General features: G+C 66.8%; 24 protein-coding genes and 2 pseudogenes. 13 read left to right on the top strand and 13 right to left on the bottom strand.

The window, feature by feature from the left end; genetic code table 11:
• Positions 1 to 163: 163 nt before the first annotated feature.
• Both AU072_RS20040 and AU072_RS20045 read left to right on the top strand, forming a co-directional pair.
• Positions 164 to 1,900 carry a DUF4407 domain-containing protein gene (locus tag AU072_RS20040; protein ID WP_064415420.1) on the top strand — a complete coding sequence of 579 codons (1,737 nt, stop codon included), beginning with the start codon at positions 164 to 166 and terminating at the stop codon, positions 1,898 to 1,900.
• Between the two features lie 145 nt (positions 1,901 to 2,045).
• Positions 2,046 to 2,801, top strand: a complete 756-nt coding sequence (locus tag AU072_RS20045; protein WP_064415421.1) for an SseB family protein — start codon at positions 2,046 to 2,048, stop codon at positions 2,799 to 2,801.
• A 233-nt stretch (positions 2,802 to 3,034) separates the two neighbouring features.
• Here AU072_RS20045 and AU072_RS20050 read toward each other — a convergent pair whose 3' ends face one another.
• Genes AU072_RS20050 through AU072_RS20060 form a run of 3 tightly spaced genes read right to left on the bottom strand, consistent with a single transcriptional unit; the run spans position 3,035 to position 5,529 of the window.
• Entirely contained in the window at positions 3,035 to 3,445 is a 411-nt protein-coding gene (locus AU072_RS20050; RefSeq protein ID WP_064400414.1) for a hypothetical protein, read from the bottom strand.
• 5 nt (positions 3,446 to 3,450) lie between these two features.
• Positions 3,451 to 5,175 carry a WXG100 family type VII secretion target gene (locus AU072_RS28060; RefSeq protein WP_064415422.1) on the bottom strand — a complete coding sequence of 575 codons (1,725 nt, stop codon included), beginning with the start codon at positions 5,173 to 5,175 and terminating at the stop codon, positions 3,451 to 3,453.
• 9 nt (positions 5,176 to 5,184) lie between these two features.
• Positions 5,185 to 5,529 carry a type VII secretion target gene (locus AU072_RS20060; protein WP_064416707.1) on the bottom strand — a complete coding sequence of 115 codons (345 nt, stop codon included), beginning with the start codon at positions 5,527 to 5,529 and terminating at the stop codon, positions 5,185 to 5,187.
• Between the two features lie 77 nt (positions 5,530 to 5,606).
• Here AU072_RS20060 and AU072_RS20065 point away from each other — a divergent pair, with 77 nt between their 5' ends.
• Entirely contained in the window at positions 5,607 to 5,960 is a 354-nt protein-coding gene (locus AU072_RS20065) for a hypothetical protein (protein ID WP_064400417.1), read from the top strand.
• A 162-nt stretch (positions 5,961 to 6,122) separates the two neighbouring features.
• Here the strand turns inward: AU072_RS20065 and AU072_RS28365 are convergent, their stop codons facing one another.
• Together AU072_RS28365 and AU072_RS20075 are read right to left on the bottom strand one after the other, a co-directional pair.
• Positions 6,123 to 6,440 carry a hypothetical protein gene (locus AU072_RS28365; protein ID WP_165596289.1) on the bottom strand — a complete coding sequence of 106 codons (318 nt, stop codon included), beginning with the start codon at positions 6,438 to 6,440 and terminating at the stop codon, positions 6,123 to 6,125.
• Positions 6,441 to 6,925: 485 nt separating this feature from the next.
• On the bottom strand, positions 6,926 to 7,942 hold the full coding sequence (locus AU072_RS20075; protein WP_064415425.1) for a TIGR03617 family F420-dependent LLM class oxidoreductase: 1,017 nt from the start codon (positions 7,940 to 7,942) through the stop codon (positions 6,926 to 6,928).
• 171 nt (positions 7,943 to 8,113) lie between these two features.
• Between AU072_RS20075 and AU072_RS20080 the strand changes: the two genes are divergently transcribed.
• The 5 genes from AU072_RS20080 to AU072_RS28820 are packed head-to-tail and all read left to right on the top strand — an operon-like array spanning position 8,114 to position 12,450.
• Positions 8,114 to 10,507 carry a nitric-oxide reductase large subunit gene (locus AU072_RS20080; RefSeq protein ID WP_234787613.1) on the top strand — a complete coding sequence of 798 codons (2,394 nt, stop codon included), beginning with the start codon at positions 8,114 to 8,116 and terminating at the stop codon, positions 10,505 to 10,507.
• Positions 10,504 to 11,148, top strand: a complete 645-nt coding sequence (locus tag AU072_RS20085; protein ID WP_064400421.1) for a hypothetical protein — start codon at positions 10,504 to 10,506, stop codon at positions 11,146 to 11,148. Before AU072_RS20080 ends, AU072_RS20085 begins: the two co-directional genes overlap by 4 nt.
• A gap of 11 nt (positions 11,149 to 11,159) precedes the next feature.
• Positions 11,160 to 11,975 (top strand): SPFH domain-containing protein, encoded by an 816-nt coding sequence (locus tag AU072_RS20090; RefSeq protein ID WP_235629852.1) that lies wholly within the window; start codon positions 11,160 to 11,162, stop codon positions 11,973 to 11,975.
• Complete coding sequence (locus AU072_RS20095) at positions 11,968 to 12,300, top strand: hypothetical protein (protein WP_064415428.1); 333 nt, start codon at positions 11,968 to 11,970, stop codon at positions 12,298 to 12,300. Before AU072_RS20090 ends, AU072_RS20095 begins: the two co-directional genes overlap by 8 nt.
• Positions 12,301 to 12,324: 24 nt before the next feature.
• Positions 12,325 to 12,450, top strand: coding sequence for a hypothetical protein (locus AU072_RS28820; protein ID WP_263987711.1), 126 nt, complete (start codon positions 12,325 to 12,327; stop codon positions 12,448 to 12,450).
• Here AU072_RS28820 and AU072_RS20100 read toward each other — a convergent pair whose 3' ends face one another.
• Positions 12,451 to 13,485, bottom strand: a complete 1,035-nt coding sequence (locus AU072_RS20100) for a DUF2293 domain-containing protein (RefSeq protein ID WP_064415429.1) — start codon at positions 13,483 to 13,485, stop codon at positions 12,451 to 12,453.
• 27 nt (positions 13,486 to 13,512) lie between these two features.
• Between AU072_RS20100 and AU072_RS20105 the strand changes: the two are divergent.
• Positions 13,513 to 13,817: pseudogene (locus AU072_RS20105) on the top strand (type II toxin-antitoxin system death-on-curing family toxin).
• A 7-nt stretch (positions 13,818 to 13,824) separates the two neighbouring features.
• Here the strand turns inward: AU072_RS20105 and AU072_RS20110 are convergent.
• On the bottom strand, positions 13,825 to 16,161 hold the full coding sequence (locus AU072_RS20110; protein WP_082680769.1) for an AAA family ATPase: 2,337 nt from the start codon (positions 16,159 to 16,161) through the stop codon (positions 13,825 to 13,827).
• Between the two features lie 122 nt (positions 16,162 to 16,283).
• Here AU072_RS20110 and AU072_RS20115 point away from each other — a divergent pair, with 122 nt between their 5' ends.
• The 3 genes from AU072_RS20115 to AU072_RS20125 all read left to right on the top strand — a co-directional run bounded on the left by AU072_RS20115 (position 16,284) and on the right by AU072_RS20125 (position 17,956).
• Positions 16,284 to 16,508 (top strand): hypothetical protein, encoded by a 225-nt coding sequence (locus tag AU072_RS20115; protein WP_064415430.1) that lies wholly within the window; start codon positions 16,284 to 16,286, stop codon positions 16,506 to 16,508.
• Entirely contained in the window at positions 16,509 to 16,901 is a 393-nt protein-coding gene (locus AU072_RS20120; protein WP_064415431.1) for a TA system VapC family ribonuclease toxin, read from the top strand.
• Positions 16,902 to 16,963: 62 nt separating this feature from the next.
• Positions 16,964 to 17,956 (top strand): ERCC4 domain-containing protein, encoded by a 993-nt coding sequence (locus AU072_RS20125; RefSeq protein ID WP_064415432.1) that lies wholly within the window; start codon positions 16,964 to 16,966, stop codon positions 17,954 to 17,956.
• On the opposite strand, the gene AU072_RS20130 is transcribed toward AU072_RS20125, so the two are convergent.
• The 3 genes from AU072_RS20130 to AU072_RS20140 all read right to left on the bottom strand — a co-directional run bounded on the left by AU072_RS20130 (position 17,946) and on the right by AU072_RS20140 (position 20,767).
• Positions 17,946 to 19,310: a flavin monoamine oxidase family protein gene (locus tag AU072_RS20130; RefSeq protein WP_064415433.1), complete on the bottom strand. Its 1,365-nt coding sequence runs from the start codon at positions 19,308 to 19,310 to the stop codon at positions 17,946 to 17,948. The two genes, AU072_RS20125 and AU072_RS20130, sit on opposite strands and share 11 nt — an antisense overlap.
• Positions 19,311 to 19,498: 188 nt before the next feature.
• Positions 19,499 to 19,861, bottom strand: a complete 363-nt coding sequence (locus AU072_RS20135) for a hypothetical protein (RefSeq protein WP_133147306.1) — start codon at positions 19,859 to 19,861, stop codon at positions 19,499 to 19,501.
• A 39-nt stretch (positions 19,862 to 19,900) separates the two neighbouring features.
• Positions 19,901 to 20,767, bottom strand: a complete 867-nt coding sequence (locus AU072_RS20140; RefSeq protein WP_064415573.1) for a formylglycine-generating enzyme family protein — start codon at positions 20,765 to 20,767, stop codon at positions 19,901 to 19,903.
• Positions 20,768 to 20,834: 67 nt separating this feature from the next.
• Between AU072_RS20140 and AU072_RS20145 the strand changes: the two genes are divergently transcribed.
• Positions 20,835 to 21,257: a nitroreductase family deazaflavin-dependent oxidoreductase gene (locus AU072_RS20145; RefSeq protein ID WP_064415435.1), complete on the top strand. Its 423-nt coding sequence runs from the start codon at positions 20,835 to 20,837 to the stop codon at positions 21,255 to 21,257.
• 3 nt (positions 21,258 to 21,260) lie between these two features.
• Here the strand turns inward: AU072_RS20145 and AU072_RS20150 are convergent, their stop codons facing one another.
• From AU072_RS20150 to AU072_RS20160, 3 genes and pseudogenes are all read right to left on the bottom strand, one after another.
• Positions 21,261 to 22,157: a MetQ/NlpA family ABC transporter substrate-binding protein gene (locus AU072_RS20150; RefSeq protein WP_064415436.1), complete on the bottom strand. Its 897-nt coding sequence runs from the start codon at positions 22,155 to 22,157 to the stop codon at positions 21,261 to 21,263.
• 9 nt (positions 22,158 to 22,166) lie between these two features.
• Positions 22,167 to 22,878, bottom strand: a pseudogene (locus tag AU072_RS20155) (methionine ABC transporter permease).
• The gene (locus AU072_RS20160) at positions 22,875 to 23,882 is read right to left on the bottom strand and encodes a methionine ABC transporter ATP-binding protein (RefSeq protein ID WP_064415437.1); all 1,008 of its coding nucleotides are present in this window, start codon (positions 23,880 to 23,882) and stop codon (positions 22,875 to 22,877) included. The pseudogene AU072_RS20155 and the gene AU072_RS20160 overlap by 4 nt, the downstream one beginning before the upstream one ends.
• Positions 23,883 to 24,016 lie beyond the last annotated feature (134 nt).

Genomic DNA, 24,016 nt, shown 5'->3' on the forward strand with positions numbered 1-24,016 from the left:
CGCGACCCGCTGTCCGCGGAGAACGGCCGACACCCCGCTGTGGGAGAATTCCCGCATTCGCACGGCGTGATGGTGCGATCCGCGGGGGGTTCCGCCTGGCACATCGCCGACAAGGCCGTCGGTAGCGCTCTGTCACGCCTTGACCTGCACGTTTGGAGTTTTCATGGGCGTCCACAGGAATTCTGAGGCCGGCACTGGCGCCTCGCCGACCGCGTCGGGCCTCATCTGGCTCTCTGGCGGCGAGCCGCGCGACGTGTCTGCCCGCCACGAGCTGTCCACTTTGGTCAGCGCCGGTGTGGTGGTGCTGGTCACGGCGCTGCTGGCATGGCTGGTGGCCGCCTCCGCCCTGGCTCAGTCGACATCCTGGCCGTTGGCGACCGTCATCGCGGTGACCTCGGTGTTCGGGCTGCTGATCGGTGCCCTGAGCCGGGCGATCGCCGCGCGGCCCGTACGTGGCTCTGGTGTCGCGGGACGCGCTGCCGTCGCGGTCGCGGTCGGGCTTGTGATCGGTGAGCTTGCCGCCGTAGTCGTGTTCTCCGGATCGGTCGATCGGCTGCTCGACGAGCGGGCGGCGCGGGCCGCCGATTCCAGCCCGGCTGTCGCGCAGGCCGCAGCCGACGTGGACCGCAGCCGGGCCGCGCGCAGCGAGCTCGACGCCGCTGTCGAGCGGGCCGTGCAGCGCCGGCAGGACGCGCTGGTGGTGGCGCGCTGCGAGTTCAATCCCCGGCCCGAGTGCCCGCAGACCGTCATCACCGGCGTGCCGGGCGCCGGGCCCGAGAACCGGACGGCAAACGACTTCCTCGCCGACGCCCAGGGGAGCCTCGACGCCGCGCTGGCCGACCGCGATCTTCGCGCGCCTGCGCTCGATGCGCAGATCGCCGACGCCGAGCAGGCGCTGGCGCAAGCCCGGCAGGCCGCGACGACAGATGCGGATCGGGGACTCGGCGCGCAGTGGGTCGCGATGAACGACCACACGCTGGCGAACCCGGGGGCGCTGGTGTTGCGGATCCTTGTCGACGGCTTCTTCGTCCTGCTGAGCCTCCTGCCGTTGATTCTTCGGCGGTGGCGCGGTGAGACGTCGCAGGATCGCGGGATCGCCGCCGACGTCGCGCGGGATCGCGCCGAGCTGGAGGCCGACACGGCGGTCGCGGTGAAGCGGGCCGAGGTGCGTGCGGCCATCGACACCATGTGGGCCGAGCAGCAGCTGGCGAGCGCCCGCATGGCTGTCGAGGCGCAGCTGGAGATCGATCGCGAGCAGCAGCGCCGCCGAGTGATAGAAGCGGTCGACACCGCGATTCCCACACGTGCGGAACGTATTTCGGAGCCCGAGGATGTGTACCTGCCGATAGCTGCGGAGGCCGAGGCGGCGAGCCTCGTTGCGGCCGAGGCGCCGGCGCCTGATGTGAAGGTGGCGGAGAACCTGCCCGCACCCGTCGAGGAAGACCGCGCGGTAGAGCCCGCCAAGGAGTCCGGACGTCCGCTGATCCCGGGCATCCCGGATGTCACGCGTGCCGCCGCGCGCTGGATACGTCCACTGGTGCCGCCGATCATCGTCAACGCGATCGACACCACCACAAGACCGTTGCGGAGCGCACGGCAGGTCCTCGAGGAGACCGAGGAGATCCACTTCTCGATGCGACGCACGCGCAAGGTGACGACGCACGTCGAGGAGGGCGAAGTCGATGCGAGAGAACGTGTTTCGGATCCGACGGGTGAGGTGCGGCCAGTGTCTACCGTCCGAGGCGACGACCGTCGTCACGATTACGGCCAGGTAGGCGTGGGCGCGGAACACACGTCGTCGGCCGTGACGAGGGGTGAGGGCCGCCCTGAGTTGAGCGCGGGTGGCACGCGTGAGCTGAACGAACGTCGCGGCCCACGGGAACTTCCGCCGGGGCGTTGACCCAGAAGCCGTAAGACTCGTCATCTGAATGGTGGGTGCGACAGGTGTCGTCCGTGAGTGCCAACCCGCTTGATCGATCGGTGTGTACCTGCGGCGCCCGAGTGATTTCATGCGTACGGAGGTTCTTCACCGTGATCGGAGGCGCATGACTCTCGTCGACAACGCGACGGTTCGTCGAGCGGTTGAGGCGTTCGGGGCGAAGCCTGACCAGCGAGGTGTCCTCGATGTGCTGCGGTCGTGCATGTACGGCGAACTGCTTTTCGACGTCACCGGGTCCGACGAGCCCGAGGACGGTACTTTCGCCGCCGGAGCGCATCTGCAATTCCGCGGCGGTGCGGGACCCGATGGCGGCCGAGCACTCTATGTGTTCACCCGGCAGGAGGAGATTGCGCGCCTCTACGATTCGGACACCCGCATTCAGTCGATGGCCACGCCGGCGACTGGCGCGCTGAGTTTCGCTCGGAGCCGTCGGGATGCTTGGCTCTATATAGATCCTGCAGGTCCGACCTGTGCGCTGTCGGCGGCGGACATCGATTTCGCGCTGGGCAACCCGAGCAACGAGCCGTTGAAAGCGGCGCTCGCCGCATTCGATGCCGGAGACGCCGACAGGCAGGACGTTCTGGAAGTTCTGCTGACGGAGGGGCCGTTACTGCTGGGAGCCGACGGGAACTCCGTACCGGGCAAAACTTTGCTCCGATCAATGACTTTGAGTGATGGCTCAACCGCCCTGGTCGCTTTCACCAGCGCTCCCGAGGTCGCCGCGCACAACGCGTTCGATGGCCCGGGCTCATTCACCACGCTCCGGGTGCTGGACATGATCCGCAAGAACCGACACGGAGGAATCGTCATCAACCCCGCTGGGCCGTCAATTACATTCTCGGCAGCCGAGATTGGCGATTGACTCTCGCGGGCTGAGTCAATGTATCCCGAGATACTGACTGCCCAGGCTCCCCTCCTGGGACAGTCAACGCGGGTCAGTAGTCAGCGAAGTTGCCATCCGACGCATCGACCAATCTGGTCGAGAGCCTCGGGGGACAGTTCGGGATGAAGGACGCTGAACCTGCTGATGATGTCGTTGACGCCTTCAGCCAAGGTCATCCGACGTCCGCGAATCCCCTTGTAGGAAGCCTTGAGTCACCGCCCGAGGATGCCGGCGCGCGCGGCTTCGAAGTGTTCGCCGATGATGTCGCGAACCCAACGCAATTGCTCGGCTGTCGTCTTTGGCTTGAAGCTGACCGACTCAACCAACTCCTCGAGAGGCGTATCCGGCAAGGGGACGAATTTCGTCAAGTACTGCCAGCTGAGTGACCTGTCATGAGGTCCGAATACGTTAGGCGCATCGAGTGGCGCGATCATGCAATTTGTACTGCCCTCGCGTGCGGATTGGTAGACCTGTATCTTGCAGTCTGCCGACCGGTAGTAAACAACAGCGCCTAGCCTGCCGCCTTCGTCAACGTTGAGGTCAACGCCATCGAGTCTGAAGCCGAGTTCGGACAAAAGAGGCCCGACAATAGACTGCACTTGATCTGAGAAGTCGTCGGCCATCTATGTCAGCCTTCCTTTTTCACCCATGAATTACCAACTCGCTCGTATCCATATGATGGCGCATTCTGCACCAAATACTTTATCTCCATTGCGGAGAACGAATCTGGGTCGGTTCGGACAACGTCATCCACTGAGGAAAAACGCGTGCCCTCGACTATGTAGTCGATACGGGCAACACCGCTTTCCATCTGGGTCTTGAGGAACTGCTCGTTGACGAGCCATCCGACCGCGTTTGCGTCAGGCTTGCTGAGGCCGTCGCCGATTGCGTTCCAGGTGTCTGGTCCCGTGTCGTAATAGATCCCGCCATTAGCGCGAGCCTCGCCGATGTATCCACCGTCAAGACCATCCCATTTGCCAAGAACGACGCGATCTACGTCGCCGAATCGGTGGGTGGATAGTTGCGCGACCTCGCGAGCGAGATCTGTCGTCGGGCTTCCGTTCACGAACGCTTCGTTCAGGTTCGAGGCAACAAGGGGCGCATCGGGTGAGTAACCCGCGTCGCCCAGCGGCAGTGGCGGATGACCGGTCGCCAATGGCGCCTCGGTGTGGCTCGGAAGATCAGCAAGCGGAGTCGAGTGCTCGACTGTGCCTGTGTGACTTGGCATGTCGATAACGTCATCGGGGATCGCAGCGCGCGCTCCGAGGGCAGCTTCGCCGCCGAACATCGCGCTCGGCGCGGTGAGGGCCGTACTGCCGGCGACCTCACCGAAATAGTGCTCGGGGTATTTCGTCAGGTGCTCGATATCCTCCTTCATCGAGTCGATCGGGTTCGTCACCCGTTCCCAGGTGCCCTTGGCCAAGTCGGTCCACGACTCTTTCAAGTCCTCCAACCCGTTGGCCCCGATGAGATTCTTGATGCTCTCTTCGGTGCCGAACCAGCCGTCGGCGAAGCCGTCCTCGAAGCTGGGTTTCGGCATTGCATCGCGTTCGGGCGTCTTGACTGGGGCAAGCGGTTTGTGCGCTGCGGCGACCATCGCGTCGAGCCGCTGTTCGATCTGCTCGGGCGGAACCCCGCTGTGCAACATCGTTTCGCGCGCGAGGTCCTTGAACTGCTCGACCGCGGCCGGGTCCAACCGCACCGGCTGCGCTGGTTGGCCAGGTTCGGCGATCCGGTCCAGTGCTTCATCGAGATTCTTCGGCGTTGACGACTGCTCGTCCGGCTTCGGTTCGTCACGCCGCCCGCCAGTGGCAGGCAGCAGCATGTCCTCCAGCGACCCCGCCGTCTTCACCACCCGTTCACCGCTGGCCGCGGTGATCGCACCCGCCAATTCGGTGTCGATGCGCTCGCCGTCGGCGAGCGCATCCGCGATGCGCTCCCTGAGGTCGGTGACCTTGGCCGCCACTTGTGCGGCGTACTCCTCGGTCATGTGGCTGGTATCGGGCGGGATCACCTGATTGGTGGACTCATCGATGCCCACTGCCGGTTGGGCGGCGGCATCGTCGAGGATGCCCTTGATGGTCTCGGCGAGGGCCTCCGCGTCGCGGTGGACGTTCTCCATCCTCTGGGCCGCCGCGCCGAGATTGTCGGCCACCGCTTCGTGGTCTGCGGCCGTGGCCGTCATCGCCGACTTGGCCGCCTCTGCGCCCTGACCCTCCCAGGTCGACACCGTGATCAGCGAACGATAGAACTCAGCCGAGCCGGTGTGATTGTCCGCGGCCTCGCGTGCTGCCTGGGCCACGTCGGCGATCTCGGGAGGCCACTGTTTGAGCTCCCCAAGGCTCAGCGCCATGCCCGCACCTCACATCGCAGAGCCGGCGTCTTCTACCGCCTCGGCGCCGCCGGCGTCGGTGCGCACGTAACTGTCTGCCGCCTCGCGGTGTCCCTGCGCGTGTTTGGCGAAATCGCCGGCGAACCGTGCGCCGTCGGCCTCCCACGCCGCCAGCATCTTTGGCAACGCGGCGGCCGCCGACCCCGATCCGAGAGCGGTGTTCCCCGCTCGTGAATGTGCCGCCTGGTGCGCTGATTGAAACCCGCTGGCCTGGCCGTCGAGCCGGTCTGCGGCCATGCGCAGCTCGGTCGGATCGACCTTCAGCGGCTCGTTCGAGTCAGACACCATGCCCCCTTTTTCCAGCGTCAGCCGCACACTAACACCGCCCGAGGGGCCGCCAACGCAGCAATTTCGGCCCCGGAAATCTCCGGGGGAGGCGTTAAGCTCATCCCATGGAACTACTACGCAACGTAGTTGTACTGCTGCACATCGTCGGCTTCGCGATCACGTTCGGCGGCTGGGCCGCCGAGGCCCTGGCCCGGCGCTTCCGCACCACCCGCGCCATGGACTATGGCCTTCTGCTCTCGCTGCTCACCGGCCTCGCGCTCGCCGCGCCGTGGCCCGCCGGGATCGAACTCAACTATCCGAAGATCGGGATCAAGCTCGTCATCCTCGTGATCCTGGGCGGGGTCCTCGGCATGGGCAGCGCTCGCCAGAAGCGCACCGGCAACCCCATACCGCGCCCGATGTTCTGGTCGATCGGCGTCCTGTCGTTCGCCGCTGCAGCCATCGCCGTCCTCTGGTGACCCGGTCAGCAAACGCCTGAATCAGTGAATTGTCATATGCACCTGGAATAATGGTGTAGTGACGCAAACTGTAATCGAACGTCTTCACATCGTCGAGGGAGCCGACTGGAAGGACGCGGTGATCACTCTGCTGGAGGATCGCTCGTCGTACCGGCCGTGGCGCTACGGCTTCGGTGAAGCCCACATCGGCGACCCGGTGGCCATCGTTTTGAACACCGATCCGCCGTCGGTCATGACGCGACTCGGCCGCATCGGTCCCGACGGCCGCTTCGACCGGGCCGAGATCACCTGGGGCCTACCGAGCCCCGGTCTGGTGGACCTCGGCACCCTGGCGCGGGTGGTCAGGTTCGCCGGCGACGAGGACCCTCGCAAGGTGTGGCAGCTTCGCGGCGACGCGGCCACGCGCATGGTCCTCGCGCTGACCGACTGCGACGCCGACGGCAAGCGTTCGACGCGGTTCGGCCATTCGACGATGGCCACGGCGGCCACCCTCCTTCACTCCTGCGGCCGGTGCACCGGATGCGGAGCCGTCCTCGACCTGCTCGGCGAGCGTGCCCGCGACGCCTTCCGCATCCGCACGGTCGACTTTCCCGAGCGGCCGCAACCTCAGCCGGTGATCATGGAAGCCACCAACGTGCCCAGCTATTTCTACGGCCCGATACCCGACAAGTGTTGGCTGCCAGAACTTCCCGCCGATTGGCCCGGCGTACTGTGCCTGCGCTGCGACACCGCCATGCGCGACGGCGGCTTCACAAGCCTGATCGACTACCTGTTCTCCCAGCATCCGCGGTGTCCGTACTGCGGCGCCCAAGCACGCAAAGCGCACAGTTCGGACAGGTCTTCCATCTGGACTTCCCGCCGTGGGACGACTACCGCGGCTGCACCCGTCGAAAGGACAACTGGACCTGCACCGAATGTGGCAGCCAATGGTGACCCAGCCAAGGCGAGTCCGGTGGCCGCCCCACTTATCGCGCCCGAATGCGCTGCGCCACCTCGCCGTAAGGCTCGAACCGCGCCGGATCGGCCAGCGCGTTGTAGAGCACCACGCGTGATGCCACCCCGCCGTACCGTGAGATCAACGCGTCCGCCAAACCGTCCCACGTCGACTCCGTGGCGAACACCGCGATGTGCTCGTCGGTGATCTGCTCGGCCATGCCCTTGTAGTCGCCGGCCTTCTGCTTCTCCCGGATCCGCGCCGTCGTACCCTCAAACCCCGCCTCGTCCCAGATGAACGCGTAGTTCGGCGTGCTGCCGTAGAAGCTCATGCTCGTGCGCACCAGCTCCCGCTCACGATCGCGTTCCGCGTCGGTGTCGCCGACGATCGTCATCACCGGCACGATCACCGCGATGTCATCGGCCGAGCGTCCCGACTTCGCCGCGCCCTGCGCCAGATTCGGCAGCACATGCCGCCCGATGTATCCCGGCTCGCCGAGCGGATGCACGTGGATTCCGTCGGCCACTTCGCCGGCCATCCGCAGCATCCACGGGTTCACGGCCGCCACATCCACTTTCGGATCAGGCGCGTCGATCGGTCCCGCGCTCCACTGCGGCGTGATGAAGTCCAGGCTGTAGAAGTCGCCGCGATGCTCGAGCTTGCCCGTCCGGAACGCATGGAAGCACGCCTTCACCGCCAGCACGTAGTCCCGCAGCCGCGGGCCCGGTCGCTCGAACTCCATCCCGTAGCGCCGCACCACGTGCGTGCGGACCTGCGTACCCAACCCCAGACGAAAACGGCCGCCGGTCGCCTCCTGCAACTCCCACGCCGTCGCCGCCGTGACGAACGGGCTGCGCGGAAACGCCACCGCGACACCCGTCGACAACTCCAGCCCCGGCGCGGCCTGCGCCGCCACCGCCGCATTCAAGTACGGCGTGCGGCCGGTCTCGGTGAACAGCAACCCGGAGAAGCCGGCCGTCTGCGTCCGTCGGGCCAACTCGCCGATGTCCTGAAGCGGTTGCGGGGTCGTCATCACGTCGACGTGCACAGTCGCACCCTAGCCCGACCACCGGTCTGCCACGCCAACTTTGGCTAGCCTTTGCTTAACAACCGCCAAGGTCGACGCGAACTCTCGGAACCTCCACCACTTTCGCGGTGCCTTTCGTTACCTTGGCTACACGCTGCGATCGTGAATCCGATGTCGTCGGAAGGGATAGCCGTGACAGACCAGTTCTTGGAGCCCGCGCCGAGCAAGGCGGAACTCGCCATCTCCAAAGGCTGGGTCCAGGGCGTCGCCCTGGTCATGGTGTTCGGCTTCCTGATCATGGGCATGCTGGCCGCCCGGACCTACTCCGACTCGATGCCGCAGCCGCAGCGCGTCGTCGGACCCGACGGCCAGACGCTCTACACCGCGCAGGACATCACTGCCGGACAGCAGATCTTCCTGCGCCGCGGGTTGCAGCAGTACGGGTCGGTGATGGGCCACGGCGGCTATCTCGGACCCGACTACACCGCCGAATACCTTCGCCTGTCGGCCGACCATGTCGGCCAGGAGCTGCGCGACGCGGGAGTGCAGGATCCGACCGCCGCCGTCGTCGAGATGATGCGGACCAACCGCTACGACGAGGCCACCGGAACGCTGCAGTTCACCGCCGAGCAGGTGAGCGCCTTCGAGAAGATCCGCGACTACTACGCCGACTTCTTCGGCACCGACTCCACCGAGTACGGCCTCATCCCGCAGGTCATCACCGACCCGCAGGAAATCAAGGAGCTGACAGCGTTTTTCAGCTGGACGGCCTGGGCCAGTGCGGCCCAACGTGACGGCCACTCCTACTCCTACACCAACAACTGGCCGCCCGAACAACGCGTCAACAACACGCCCACGGCCGACATCCTGGTCTGGTCGGCGATGTCGCTGATCGCGCTGCTCGCCGGGCTCGGCGCGCTGTTCGCCCTCTACGGCCGGTGGAGCCGCAAGATCGGTTGGCACGCAACCGAAACCCCGTCGCTGAAGTTCCGCCAGCCCGGTGAGGTCGCGATCACCCCGTCGCAGAAGGCAACCGCGTGGTTCTTCCTCGTCGTCGCGGTGCTCTTCCTCGGCCAGGCGATACTGGGCGGCGCGATCGAGCACTACCGCGCCGAGCTGAGCAACTTCTTCGGTCTGGACCTGGCCCAGATTCTGCCGTTCAACCTGGCGCGGACCTGGCACGTCCAGCTGTCGTTGCTGTGGACAGCGGCGTCCTTCCTCGCCGCGGGAATCTTCCTGGCGCCGATCATCTCCGGCCGCGAACCCCGCCGCCAGTCCTGGCTGACCTACGGGCTGCTCGGCGCGTTGTTCGTCGTCGTCGCCGGCACCCTGATCGGCACCGCGCTGAGCACCTTCGGCGTCGACTGGGCCAAGGGCTCGATCTTCTTCGACCAGCAGTGGGAATACCTTGACCTGCCGCGCTTCTGGCAAGCGCTGCTCGTGATCGGGCTGTTCCTGTGGATGGCGATCATCTTCCGCGCGATCCGCTCGCGGCTGAAGACCGAGAGCAAGCTGAACATGCCGTGGCTGTTCTTCTACGCCGGTCTGGCCATCCCGGCGTTCTACGCCGTCGGCATGCTCGCCGGTACCGAAACCCATCTGACCGTCGCCGAATTCTGGCGGTTCTGGGTGGTGCACCTGTGGGTCGAGGACTTCCTCGAGCTGTTCACCACGGTCATGGTCGCCTACATCTTCGTGATGCTGGGCGTGGTACGACGCAAGATCGCGATCCAGCTGATCTTCCTCGACGTCATCCTGTACTCGATGGGCGGTGTGATCGGCACGATGCACCACCTGTACTTCTCCGGAACTCCGGTGGAGCACATGGCTCTTGGCGCGTTCTTCTCCGCGCTGGAGGTCATCCCGCTGACGTTCCTGACCGTCGAGGCGTGGACATTCCTGCAGCTGGGTTCGCGGCAGCAGTCGCGCAGCAGCGCGCCGTTCCCGCACCGGTGGGCAGTGATGTTCCTGGTCGCCGTCGGCTTCTGGAACTTCGTCGGCGCAGGCATTTTCGGCTTCCTGATCAACCTGCCGATCGTGTCGTACTACCAGATCGGCACCGCGCTCACAGCCAACCACGCGCACGGCGCGATGATGGGCGTCTACGGCATGCTCGCCGTCGGGTTGGCGCTGTTCGCGCTGCGCTACATCATCCCGCCGCAACGCTGGCCGGAGAAGCTGGCGAAGCTGTCGTTCTGGTCGCTCAACATCGGGCTGGCGTGGATGGTGTTCGCCACGCTGCTGCCGCTCGGCGTTCTTCAGCTGTGGCACTCGGTGAACGACGGCTACTACGAGGCCCGCACGTTGAACTACATCACCCAGTCGGGCAACGTCGTGCTCGAGTGGCTGCGCATGCCCGGTGACTTCCTGTTCATCCTCGGCGGTGTCCTGCCGTTCCTCTGGATCGCTTGGCTCGGTGTGCGATACGGCATCAAGGCGACCACGCACACGCTGCCCGCCGAGACGTTGTTCGTGGAGGAACACGCCCACGCCGAGGAGGACCGCACGGGAATGGCGGTACCGGGACGCAGCCGTTATGCCTCGGACCGACGGGTGACGCCCGACGAAAGCGGTGAGGGTCCGTGATCGCCGGCATCGGGATCGCCGCGTGGCTGACGATCGGCTACGCGGTGGTTCTCGTCGCCATCGCCTACGGCATCGACACGTTCGCCCGCCGCGCCGCGGCCAAGGTCGAGGGGCACCGCACGGGCGCGTTTGTCTACCACGAAGACCACGATGCCTGGCAGTGTCCGGAGGATCAGTGGTTGTGGCCCACGTCCTTTGACCCCGACAACCGGGTCATGCGTTACCGGGGGACCCCGTCGATCTGCAACGCCTGCCCGGTCAAGCACACCTGTACCTCGTCGCACGACGGTCGCGAGGTGAGCCGCGCGATCGACAGTTGGCCGGCGTCGGAGGCCGCGCGCTTCCACCGCGGAATCGCCTGCGCCGTCAGCGCCATCGCGGTGATCCTGCCGTTGGCGACGGCCCTGGCTGCCGACACCGCACCGGAGGCGCTGCTGCTGTTGGGCTCCGCGGTCGTGGTCGGTGTGATGAGTCTGCCGCTGTGGTCGCACCTGCGACGCACCCCGGCCGTCCCTGACGGGGTGGTGTTCCAGTCGCTCGACGAGAACCTCGAGGAACGAAAGCGGCTGGCAGAAGCGGAGATCCGGCGTCGTAGCTCGTATGCGTCCGACCGGCGGAGCGAGCCGAAGGAGGTGCTCTGATGGACGCCTGGATGGTGGTTGTGGTTTTCTTCGCGATCGTGCTGCTGGCGGCTGCGGTCGCATCGATACGCGTGGTCAAGGAGTACGAGCGTGGTGTGGCGTTCCGCCTCGGCCGGCTGCGTGGGCCCCTGGGACCCGGCATCGTCGTCGTGCTGCCGGGCATCGACAAGCTCGTGCGCGTCGACCTGCGGACGGTGACGCTGACGATCCCGCCGCAGGAGGTCATCACCCGCGACAATGTCACCGCGCGCGTCAACGCCGTGGTGCTGTTCCGGGTGACCGATCCGACGAAATCGGTGATGGCCGTGGAGAATTTCGCGATCGCGACGTCGCAGATCGCGCAGACCACGCTGCGTTCGGTCGTCGGGCGCGCCGACCTCGACACGCTGCTCGCGCACCGCGCCGATCTCAACGAGGATCTCGCGGCGTCGATCGCGAAACAGACCGAACCATGGGGGATCGTCGTCGAGGTCGTCGAGATCAAGGACGTCGAGATCCCCGAGATGATGCAGCGCGCGATGGCCCGCGAGGCCGAGGCCGAACGGGAACGGCGCGCCAAGGTGATCAGCGCGCGCGGCGAGCTGCAGGCGTCGACGGAACTGCGCGATGCGGCGATCACGCTCAGCGAGAGCCCGGCGTCGCTGCAACTCCGCTATCTGCAGACGCTGCTCGAGCTCGGCGCCGACCAGAACTCCACCGTCGTCTTCCCGATCCCGATGGACATCGTGCGCCCGTTCCTCGAAGGTTCACGGTCCGACAAGGCCGTCGACGCGGGCGGCCCCAGTGAGGCGGTTCCCCACATCAGGAGGGTGAAATCCGATGAGTAGCACCACACCTGACCCCGCGGCCGTCGGCGAGACGGACGACGTCTTGGACGATGGGCGTCCCGTCGTGCTCGAGCCGACGCCACCCGGGCTGTGGCGCGCGCTGCTGGGAACGGCGGTGGCGGTGCTGGCGCCCCTGTTCGGGTTCCTGGTCGGCGGCATCTTCGGAGCCGGAACCACCGGCGACTCCGTCGATCCGATGTTCCTGTCGCTGTTCGCCGGCATCGTGATCGGCGGCGTCGGGGTGCTCGTTGCGCTCTCGGGCGGAGCGCGGTTGTGGCGGCACTTCCACCGGCAGGACGCGCTCCCGGAGGCCGACGGTATATAACAGATCTCGACCGAAATCTACGGTGTGACAGTCGAAATCGCATCGCTCGCCGACGTGATCCGTGCGGAGCAGGCCGCCAACCGGCCGAAGGATCAACGGGTATTGCCGACGCTGCGGGAGCCGCTCGCCCGCCGCGACGAACGGCGATAGTCAGGTGTCGAGCAGCGTGACACCCTCGCGCCAGGCGGTGAGGACATCCTCGACGCGGTCGTACACCCGCGCCCTGGCGGTGTCGCGGTCGACACCCGACATCAGCAGGTCGTCGTATTCGGTGTCGATATGGCGGATCGACGCGGCGACGGCGAGTCGGACCGCTTCGGGGTCAAAACTCCGTGCCGCGGCGCTGCGGCCCACCCTGCCGCTGCCGCGCGCCGCGGTGTGCATCGCGATCGCTTCCGCGCGGTCCGGGGGACACCCGGGGAACTGCTCACGGATCGCGGCGGCGAACTCGCCCTGGAAGCGCACGTCCTCATCGGCGCGACGAATCCTGTCGCGATCGCGGCGCCTTGCCCGTAAGTCCGTGTCCGACAGGCATTCTCGCGCGGCGTGTTCGATCGCTGCCGACTCCACCAGGACGCCCTGTCGTTCGTAGCGATGACGTCGCCTGGCCCAGCGCACCACGACCGCGGACAACCGGCTGGCCTTCTTGGAGCGACGGGTGAGCGCGGCGTCACCGGACGGCAGGAATTCGAGATGGCCGAGGTCGGCGCAGTCGAGGCACAGGGTGCCGATCGTGCCCTGGACCAGCAGATCGCCGGGGTCATGAGCGTCGCCGCACGACGAACAGTCCCAGGGGTTGTGCGGCGAGATCACGACGAGGTCGCGGGGACGCGGCTGTTCGCGCACCGGCTCGACGTGACCCGCCGTCGCCCAATACGTGCGGTAGGCCTGTTCGACGTCGGGGTTGCCTTCGGCGGTGAAGACCAGATCGCCATAGGTGGCCTCACGCTGTTCGAGCCCGCGCTCTTCGGCCCAGCGCCGCGATGCCTCCGCGGCTTCGACGACCTTGTCGCCGCCGACCTGTACGCACATCTCCAGCCGCGGAACTCGGCCCCGCTCCCACCGCTCGACGTTCGGTTGCGCAAGCCAGCCCAGTTCCACGAGAACGTCGATGGTTCGGACCGCTCCTCGTTCGGCCAGCACCGCATCTGCCGCGCGGGCGACGCGCGTCTTCACGTTCGCCATGAGCCGACGTTACTTCTCGCGGGTGACATCGCCGAGCGGGACGCGCGTCTACCTGGGCTCGATGACTTGCTCCTGATCGCGGGGCGGGCGATCTCCAATGATGTGGTCGTCAGGGACTACGGCCTGTTGGAATCGGCGGTGGCGCGGTCCAGGACCACCGTCGCGGGGGCCGACGCCTATCCCGACATCCACACCAAGGCGGCCGCGGTTGCTTCCCTCTGTGGGTGACGGCAGGCGAGGACGCTCGTTTCGACTTCGTGATCGCCATCGCTTCGGGTGTGATCGACGACGTGTCCGAGATCGGGACACAGTTGAGGACATGGTGCGCTTGAAACCCGGTTAGCGATCGGCCAGCCAGGCAAAGAACTCCTCGGCGGTGAACACCGGCTTGCCGTACTCCTGCGCCTTGCGCGCCTTACCCGACTGCGTGCCCGCCTCGGCCGTGACCAGCACCTCGCAACGCGTCTTGGTCACTGACCCCACCGGCTTCAGGCCCGCCTTCGCAGCCATCCGCTCGATCTCGTCGCGCTCCACCACGCGGCCGTTCGGGTCCAAAGCCGTTCCGGTGAAACAGATCCGTGCGCCAGGCGCCAGTGCTTCTCCGATGTCGTGGCGGGTGGCCAACTCCGCGTCGCTCACCACGTCGACGCCCAGCAGGTCCGACACCGCGTGCAGGCGCGGCACCACCTCGTCGGGCAGCAACGTCCGGGAGGCCGCCGCACGCAACTGATCCGCGACCGTCGACTGGGCCGCCGCGTCCCACGACGATTCCAGGTCTCGCTGCACCGATGCGCCCAGCAGCACCGCTCCGACGTCGCGGCTGATGCGTAACAGCGCCGACAACCCGGGCAGATGCTCGGCCGTCGGGGTCGACACGTCCGGGTCGCGGCTGACCAGGAGACCCGAAACCGACTCCGCAGGTTCGGGTTCCTCGAACGGCGACGAACCCTCCTCGACGTCCGCGGTAGCCAACGCCCCCAGCGCCGACCGCGCACGTTCCAACGCCGTCCGCCCCGTCACGCGCGCTCCGCGCAGTTCGACCCCCAGCGGCATCGGCGTGACGTGGCCGAGGCGTTTGAGCTCGAAGTCGATCAGCCCCAACGTCTCGTCCACTCCCGGCCCTACGGGCGTGCAGCCGGCCAGCATCGGCGCGATCACCGCCCAGGCTTCGCGCAGCGTCGGCGCCAGCAGCACATCGGACACGCTGATGCCGTAGGCGTTTCGCGCATCGGCCAGATCACGCTGGGGGTTGACCAGCGTGGAGACGGCGGTACCGTCGTCGAAGGCCACCGCCAGCTCCACCGGCCGCGGCCGCGACATCCGTCCTTCGTCGCCGACGGTGAGCATGCCGATCGCGCAGTACCTGCGCGCCGCGGCACCGCCGACCGAGATGCGCAGGAAGCGCGCGATGCGCCGGTCGGTCTTCAAATCTTTCGGCAACACAGGGCGTTTCAGCACCAACCCCGCCAGCGAGGTGCACCGGCTCAATGCCACGTACAACTGACCCGTGGAGAACATGCCGCCGGTGAGATCGACGACGACGCGCTCCAGCGTCTGCCCCTGGCTCTTGTGGATCGTGATCGCCCACGCCAGCTTGAACGGCAGCTGCGTGAACGTGCCGATCACCTCACGACGCAGCGTGCCGCCGTCGACCACCGGGCGCGTCGCCTCCCACGTGAAAGGCGTGACCTCCGCGCATGATCCGTCGGCGAACTCGACCTCGACCACGACGCCGTAGCGGTCGTAGCCGACGCCGACGACACGGCCGATCGAGCCGTTGACCCACCGGTTGCCCTGGTCGTTGTTGAGCATCATCACCTGCGCGCCGACCTTGAAGCGCAGTTCGTCCTCGATCGGCTTGTCGAACAGCGACAAGTCGCCGGACTCGCGGGCGCGGTGCATCATCTCGTCGCCGTCGAGCCGCTCGAGATGCTGGCGGTTGCGTGCGGTCACGAGTCGATTGGTCGGCGCGAGTGTCAGCCAGAACTCGTCGTCGGGCGGGATGAAGTCGTTGTCGGCGCGCGCGTTGAGCTGCTCCTGGGCGTGGCCGAGTAGGACGCCTTCACGAATCTCGTTGAGGATCGCGGTCATCCGGTCGTCGCCGAGTTGGCGGAAGACCGTCGTCAACGAGATGGTGGGGAAGTCCTCGCGGGCGAACTTGCGAGCCGAGAAGAAGTAGGGAGTCTCATAGACCGTCGAGAAGTAGGTTTCTTCGCCGTCGCCGACCACCGGTGGAAGCTGGTACAGGTCGCCGACGAGCACGATCTGCACGCCGCCGAACGGCACGCCCGGCTCCGGTCCGTAGCGCTCCAGCGCCGTGGCGACCATGTCGAAGACGTCGGCGCGGACCATGGAGGCCTCGTCGATGATCAATGTCTGCAGCGACGCCAGCGTCCTGGCGAATCGGCCCGGCCGGTACTGACCGCCGGTGACGTCGCCCAGCGTCGTCGTCGTACGGAAGCCGAACAGCCGGTGAATGGTGTAGCCGTCGACGTTGAGCGCTGCGATCCCCGTCGGCGCGACCACCACGACGTTGCGGTCCGTGTCCGCCATGAAGCGACGGATCAGCGTCGACTTGCCGGTGCCCGCCTTGCCCGTGAGAAACAGATGCTTGCCGCCGGCCAGGAGCGCCAAGGCCTCCCGGAACTCGTCGGTGAGGATCAGATCCCCGCTCACTGGTCGGACAGTACCTCGTGGCTTCGGGGTCCCAGGAAGTTGTCCACAGCCGACGTAGGCGACACCGCCGGCGCTTGTTGTGTGCATCACCGCACCATGATGATCTGATGCTATGGTCGGGTATGCGCACGACCGTGGATCTACCAGAGGACCTGCATAAACAGGCGCTAGCGATCGCCCGCGACACGGGCCGCTCCTTGAGTCAGACCGTTGCAGATCTGATGAGACGGGGACTGGGTGCCCACAGCGTGGCGCCGGTTTCGACCGATCCCAGGACGGGCCTGCCGGTCATCAGCGTCGGCACGGTGGTGACATCCGAGGACGTGCGGTCGTTCGAGGATGAGTAGGTGACCGTGCTGCTCGACGCGAATGTGCTTGTGGCGCTCGTCGTGAGGGACCATGTACACCACGATATTTCTGCCGAGTGGTTGTCGAAATCGAAGACGCCGTTCGCGACATGTCCGCTCACCCAGGGCAGCTTGATGAGGTTTTTGATCCGTGCCGGTCAGCCGGCCAGCGCCGCTCGCGAGGTCATCATCGGCCTGGGAGCCGCGGCGCGCCACGAGTTTTGGCCCGACGAGGTGTCGTATGCCGAGATCGACCCCACGGGGATCATCGGACACCGGCAGGTGACCGATGCCTACCTCGCTCAACTCGCGCGCAGCCGGGGTGCACAGTTGGCGACGCTCGACTCTGGCCTGGCGCATCTGCACAGCGACGTGGCAGTCCTCATCGCCTGATCTACGCGGCGGACGGGCATCGGCTCTGCCGAATCCCGCCCGCACGCGGCACACTGGAGCGCGTGGCGGAATTGCTGATCGCGGCGAACCCGCAGCCCGATTCCCGGCTGCGGTATCTGTTGCGACTTCCGCAACCGGGCGGGGATCTGGTCTTCCGGACCTCGGGCACGTGGCCGCGAGTCAAAGCGCTGTACTGCCACCCGATGAGTCTTGACGAGTGGCCCGCCGACGCCGAGGTCATCGAACGGCTTCCGCTGCAATCGTGTCAGCGCCGGGGCGCGGCCATCGATGTCATTCTGCAGCGGGGGCGTGAGAACCGCTCCCAGATCGTGTTCACCACTGCCCGGGGCCGCGAGGTGGTGTTCTGGCAGTCGCCGCGGACCCGTAAACAAGCACGCCCCAACGTGCGAACGCCGACCGCACGCGCTCAAGGTATCGAAGAGTTGCAGGTGCTGGTGGATGCGCATGAGCGGTACGCCTACACCTTCAGCTCGCAACAGGTCAGCATCGTGAAGCGGGCACTGCCATGCGGTGACTACGGGATCACCGTGGACGGCTCGCTGGTGGCCAGCGTGGAACGAAAATCACTACCCGATCTCGTGTCCGGCCTGACCACCGGCAAGCTTCGCTTTCAGGTCGCCCATCTCTCGGCACTCCCGCGCGCAGCGGTTGTGGTCGAAGACCGCTACTCGCAACTGTTCCGGCACAACTTCGTCCGCCCCGCCGTGGTCGCCGACGCCCTCGCCGAGTTGCAGATTCGGTGGCCCAGTGTGCCGATCGTGTTCTGCGAGACTCGCCAGCTCGCCGAGGAATGGACCTACCGTTTCCTCGCTGCCGCGCACACTTGGGCGCTCACCGAAGAAGCTGCGCAACAACGCATCTCGGGGGAGCGAATCGCAATATCTGGGCCGGCGGGTGCGGAGTCCGAACCGAGCACCGCCGAAGTCCGCGCGTGGGCGCGCGACGCGGGCCTGCCGGTACCCGACCGCGGTCGGCTGCGCCCCGAAATATGGCAGGCGTGGCGCGACGCGCACGACCCCTCGGTCAAGCCATAGCCATCGCTTCGCGGGCCATGACCTCGGCCGCGGCGCGCTCACCGGAACGCACGGCGCCGTCGATGAACCCATACATCACCGCCGACGTCTCGGTGCCGGCCCAGTGGATCCGTCCGCACGGCTCACGCAGCGCGGGTCCGAACTCGGTGAGCACCCCCGGAGGGGAGTGCGCGATCATCCCTCCGCCGGAGTACCGTTCGATGGTCCAGTTCTGTTCGACATAGTCGACCGGTTTGAGCGCTTTGTCGCCAAGACGTTCCGCGACAGCGCCCAGGACCGCGCTCCTGCGCTCGTCCTCGTCGAGGTTGGTCAACCGGCGCGCTTCGGGACCCTCGGTGATCACCGTGAGCATTCCCGGAGTGCCGGTGTCGGTGCACGAGTCGATCGTCAGGCTCGCCGGCGATCCGGGCCCGAACGACTGCCCCGACAGGCCGTCGGCCCGCCAGAACGGCTCGTCGAACACCAGCGCGATCTTGTAGACCGCCCCGCTCGGCATGCGTTGGTGCAGGAACGACCGGTCGACGGGAAGCATTGGCTCATAGGAGATCTGGCTAGCTATCGAGATCGGCACCGCGACGATGGCCCGTCGCGCGTTGACCACCATGTCCTCGGAGCGCACGATCACCCCGTCGGCATTCTGCTCGACGCTGCGCACCGGCTGCGACAGGTGGATGACGTCACCGAGCTCGGCTGCGACCGCACGGTGGATGGCGCCCATGCCGCCGACCGGCCGCTCGTCCTCGGCTGCATCCTTGACGCCTAGCACGAAGCTCGGGCCGCCGGCCGATGCCATCTGATACAGCACGAACAGCAAGGAAATCTCCGATGCCGCAGACGTATACAGCCCCGCAACAGCGCTTTCCAGCAGTTCGCGGGCGGGTTTGGACAGCGTGTTCCTGTCAAGCCACGCCGCCCAGCTGGTCTGGTCCCACTTCTGCGCCTTGCGTGCGGTCCACGGCGCCTCCACCGGAATGGTCTTGCACATCTGCGTGAGCTCGAGAAACACCGTGCCGATGTTGGCGACCGCCCACGGACTCATCGACAGCGGAATGGTTCCGGTGTACCGGTACTTCTTGCCGTCGACGAACATCATGGCGTCGCCGTCGGTGTACTGCTTGTAGCTCGGCACCCCGAATTCCTTCATGAGCGCATAGATCGCGTCCTGCCCCGGACCGATCCACGCGCCGCCGCGGTCGATCCACGCCCCGTCGTCGCGTACCTCCGTGAAGGTGCGACCGCCGACACGGTCGCGGGCTTCCAGCAGCGCCACCGAATGACCCGCTTGTTTCAAGCGCAGTGCCGCGGTCAGGCCGGCGAACCCGGCACCCACAACGCAATAATCCACGTCTGCCATGACAGCCCCTTCGGTCAATTTGCGCGGGGCCGGGCGGCCGGGTGCAAGCCTCGGCGCGCCCTCATGCGGACGCGAAGGCACCTAGACTCAACGCCTGATTGCCGCGCGTGTCAATAAACTGTTGCGTCGGGAAGGTTCTCGTGAGGGTGGGAAGCGGGACGCCGATGTGCGGTTGGACGTCCTACACGTCAAAATTGTTGTCGCTCAGCGGATCCTGCTGCCGTTGTGAACGGTACGACGCGCAGTCCTTCATACGCCGCGCGCACCAACTGTTCGTCGGTGAAGCGCGGACGGTCGAGGTGCGCACCGGGTATCAACAGGGCAATCTCGTCGCGCAGCGCCCACAACACGCTCCGCGGCGGTGCCTCCACAAGGAACCGCAGCCGCTCAGTCTCGGACTCCTCGCGGACGCGTCGCACGACGTCGAGGATCGCCGTCTCGACCGAATCCGCCCGCACGCTTCCGGTCCAGCGTTGTTTGCCCGAGCAGGCCGAGTAGCGGATTGCGGATCCGCGTGGACGGGCCAAAGCGACGGCGACCGTAGTAGTCATGGCTGGCACTGTATGTGTGGGGTACGACAGGTCGACCTGTCAGGCGGCGCAGCGGAACCCGATGTGCGTGGTGGCGCTGTCCTGCGACTGCGACGACCGCGCGGCCGGGCGGTAGCGATGGCAGTACTCGGGTGCGCACAGGTGCGAGCCGCCCTTGAGCGTCTGGAATTTCGACGGGTCACCGGTCGGGGGTGCACAGCAGCCCGACTTCTGGGGGCTGTGGCGCGGCGAGTACGTCGTCGTCGTCCATTCCCAGACGTTGCCGATCATGTCGACCACACCGAATGCGTTGGGCGGGAACGTGCCCACCGGCGAGGTGCCGACCCAGCCGAGCGCGCCGTCGTTGCGGTAGGGGAAGCGGCCCTGCCAGGTGTTGGCCATCAGGCGTCCGTCGGGCTGCACGTCGTCGCCCCAGGCGTAGCGGGCTTGGGATCCGGCCCGCGCAGCGTACTCCCACTCCGCTTCGGTCGGCAGTCGGCGCCCCGCCCACGCCGCGTAGGCCGCCGCGTCCGGATACGCGACCTGCACCACGGGGTGGTCGGGGCGGTCGTCGATCGACGAGTCGGGCCCGAATGGGTGGCGCCAACTGGCGCCGGGCACCCAGGTCCACCACTGCCGCCAGTCGCGCAGGTCGACCGGGCCGCGGGTCGGGCGGAACACGAGCGCGCCGGGCACCAGGTCAGCGGGATCGGCCCCGGGGTAGGCGGCGGGGTCGAGTTCCCGCTCGGCGATCGTGACGTAACCGGTCTCGGCGACGAACTCGGCGAACTGCGCGGTGGTGACCGGATGGCGCTCGATCGAGAACGCCTCGACCGTCACCTCGTGGACGGGTGCCTCCTCCGGGTAGAAGTCGGTCGATCCCATCTGGAAGGTGCCCGCGGGCAACTCGATCAGTTCGGTCAGCACCACATCAGGCTAGGCGCTGCGGCCGATCTCGCGACCGGAAGGCCACCGCACGTGCCACGATGACCCGATGACCGATGACAAGGCCGCCGAGCGCGACTTCAACGAGCGCAACATCGAGGAGTTCCGCCGCAACGGCGGCAAGGTCGGCGGCCAGTTCGAGGGATTTCCGCTGCTGCTGCTCACCTCGACCGGTGCCAAGAGCGGGCAGCAGCGTGTCAACCCCGTCGCGTACTTCGACATCGACGGCCGTATCTACGTCGTCGGCTCGTCCGCGGGCCGCCCGGCGAGCCCGGGGTGGGTATTCAACCTGCGCGCCAACCCGACCGCGTCGGTGGAGATCGGTGCCGATCCGCCCCGGCAGGTGACCGCCCGCGAGCTTCCGCGCGACGAACGCGACCGCATCTACCGCATCGTCGTCGAGCGCGCGCCCGGTTTCGGCGAGTACCAGCAGCGCACCGACCGCGTCATCCCGGTGTTTGAACTCGCCTAGCCGCTACAGCGGCAGCAGGATGTTCTTGACGCTCGGATCGGTGGCCAGGAACTGTTGCACCGCAGCGTCTTTGAACGTCTCGACGAGCTTCTTGATGTTGTCGGTGTCGGCCCACCGGCTGCCGATGGTCAGCTGCCCGGCGAACTCGTCCGGCGCCGGCGGGGCGAAGATCTGGTACTGCAGTGGCACTTTCGCGGCCAGGTAGTACTCGGTGTAGCCGACGGCCGCATCGAGATCCGGCAGTGAGCGTGACTGCGCCGCGAAGTCCAGCAGCGTGAACTCGAGGTTCTTCGGGTTGGCGACGATGTCCTTCTGCGTGGCCGTCCACTTGTCCACCGCCGGATCGAGCGTGATCAGCCCGGCGCGTTCGAGCAGCCACAACCCCTGCGCCTCGTTGGCGGGATCCGAGTACAGCGACACGTTCGCCCCGTCCGGCAGCTGTGCCGGGGTCTTGTACTTGTCCGACCAGATGCCGAAGCCCCAGCGGAACACCGGCGTCGCCGCCTCCTCGCGGAAGTCGGGGTTGGCCTCGAGTACCTGTCCCAGCCACAGCTTGTGCTGATAGATGGTGCCGGCCACCTCGCCGTCGCTGACCGCGCGGTTGATGGTGTTGCTGTCCGCCAGCCCGCGGAACGCCACCGTGATGCCGTGCTTGGGCGCGACCTCGCGTGCAATGAACTCGATCAGCGCCTGCTCGGCGGCGTTGCCCTCATTGGTGGCGACGACGAGCGTCGCGCCCTCGATCTCGTTAGGGGACTGCGCTTTACCGAAGAACACGAAGCGCGCCGCGATGACGAGCGCGATGACGACGAGCAGGCTCAGCGCGATCCACACCCACTTCGGTCTGCGCTTGAGCTCGAATCCGTGGTCGCCGTCGACCGGCGTGGTTGTCGTTGCCATGACTTCCTCTCAGACTGTCGCCGCGCGGACCCGCGCATGCGGTGTGGTGAACCGGACAAGCGCATCGCCGATCAACTGCACCGCGGCGACGGTGACGACCAGGATCACGATCGTGGCGAGCATGACGCCCTGATCGAAGCGTTGGTAGCCGTATGTCACGGCGACGTAGCCGATTCCGCCCGCGCCGAATCGTGCCCGCGATGGCCGTGTATTCGATCATCGCGATGATGTTGATGGTCAGGCCACCGAGGATCGAGGGCACCGCCTCGTTGATCTGCGCCGTGCGGACGATCTGCAGTCGCGATCCGCCCGACGCGCGCGCAACCTGCACCACCGACGGCGGCACCGAGCGCAGCGAGTTCTCCACGATGCGGGTGAAGAACGCGATACCGGCCAGCGACATCGGGACCACCGCCGCCGCGATCCCGATGTTCGTGCCGGTGATGAACCGGGTGAACGGCATGATCGCGGCCATCAGGATCAGGAAGGGCAGCGACCGCCCGATGCTGATGATCCAACTCAAAACCGTGTGCAGGGCCGGGTTTTCGAACAGTCCGCCGGGAGCCAGGTTGTGAACCAGCGCGCCCAGCGGAACACCGACCAACACCACAACGGTCATCACGATGCCGACCATGATCAGCGTGTCGAGCAGCGCGGGGAACAGCAAGGCGGGCAGCTCGTTGAACGGGACCTTGGCGTTGGCCAGTACGGTGGTCGTCACGCCACGCCCTCCAACTCCTTGTGCGCGACGGAGCCGGTCGTCGCCAGCCCGTAGCGCCCCAACACCTCCGGAACCCGCGCGCTCAACCCGTCGGCGATGCCCAGCGTCGCGCTGCCGACCGCCACCCCGTCGACCTGCTGCACGGACGCGCCCAACACCGACAGCGGCGCGCCGAGATCCGCTGACGCGCGGGCGATCCAGTCCGACGGCACATCCGGCGCGTCGTACACCACCTGCCATACCCGCTGACCCGCCGCGGCGTTGGCGGCCACGCCTTGCGGGCGCAGTTCCGCGCCCAGGGCGGAGTTCGGGTCGGTGAGCAGGTCGACGAGCCGGCCCGACTCGACGATGCTGCCGCGGTCGAGGCGCGCCACCGAATCGGCGATCTTCAGCACGGTGTCCATCTCGTGGGTGATGAACACGATCGACAGGTTGAGGTCGTCTCTCAGTTCGCGCAGCAGGTCGACGACCGATGCGGTGGTCGTCGGGTCCAGCCCGGCCGTCGCCTCGTCGGAGAACAGCACCGACGGCCGCAGCGCGAGAGCCCGGGCGATGCCGACCCGTTGCCGCTGGCCACCGGACAGCTGGAAGGGGTAGTGGTTCGCGCGCTCCGTCAGCCCCACCCGGTCGAGCAGCTCGGCGACCCGCTTGCGGGTCTCGGTCGCCGTCACGCCGAGATATTCCAATGGCAGGGCGACGTTTTCGGCCGCGGTGCGCCGTTCGAACAGCCCGGACGACTGGAACACCGTGCCGATGCGCCGGCGCGCGACCCGCAGCTTGTGCGACGACAGCGTGGTCAGGTCTTCACCGTTGACGACGACGGATCCGGACGTCGGCAGCGTCAGCAGGTTGATGCACTGCGCCAGCGTGCTTTTGCCGGCACCGCTGGGGCCGACGACGGCGAGGATCTCGCCCGCCTCGACGCGGAAGTTGATCCGGTCGAGCACCACGGTGCGGTGCTCACCGTTGCCGTAGACCTTGGTCAGGTCGGTCAACTCGATCATGGAAGTCCTAGCGAAGGGGGAAGGTGCGCAGGCGTCATCGCCATCGGGGTGACGCTGTCAAACGCGATGGGCGTTCGACACCGTTGCGCTCACGCTGAATCAATGCCAATGCGGCTCACCCTGATCCAAACCAT

Origin of the sequence: Mycolicibacterium novocastrense (assembly GCF_001499835.1) — a bacterium.
Taxonomy (GTDB): Bacteria; Actinomycetota; Actinomycetes; order Mycobacteriales; family Mycobacteriaceae; genus Mycobacterium; species Mycobacterium novocastrense.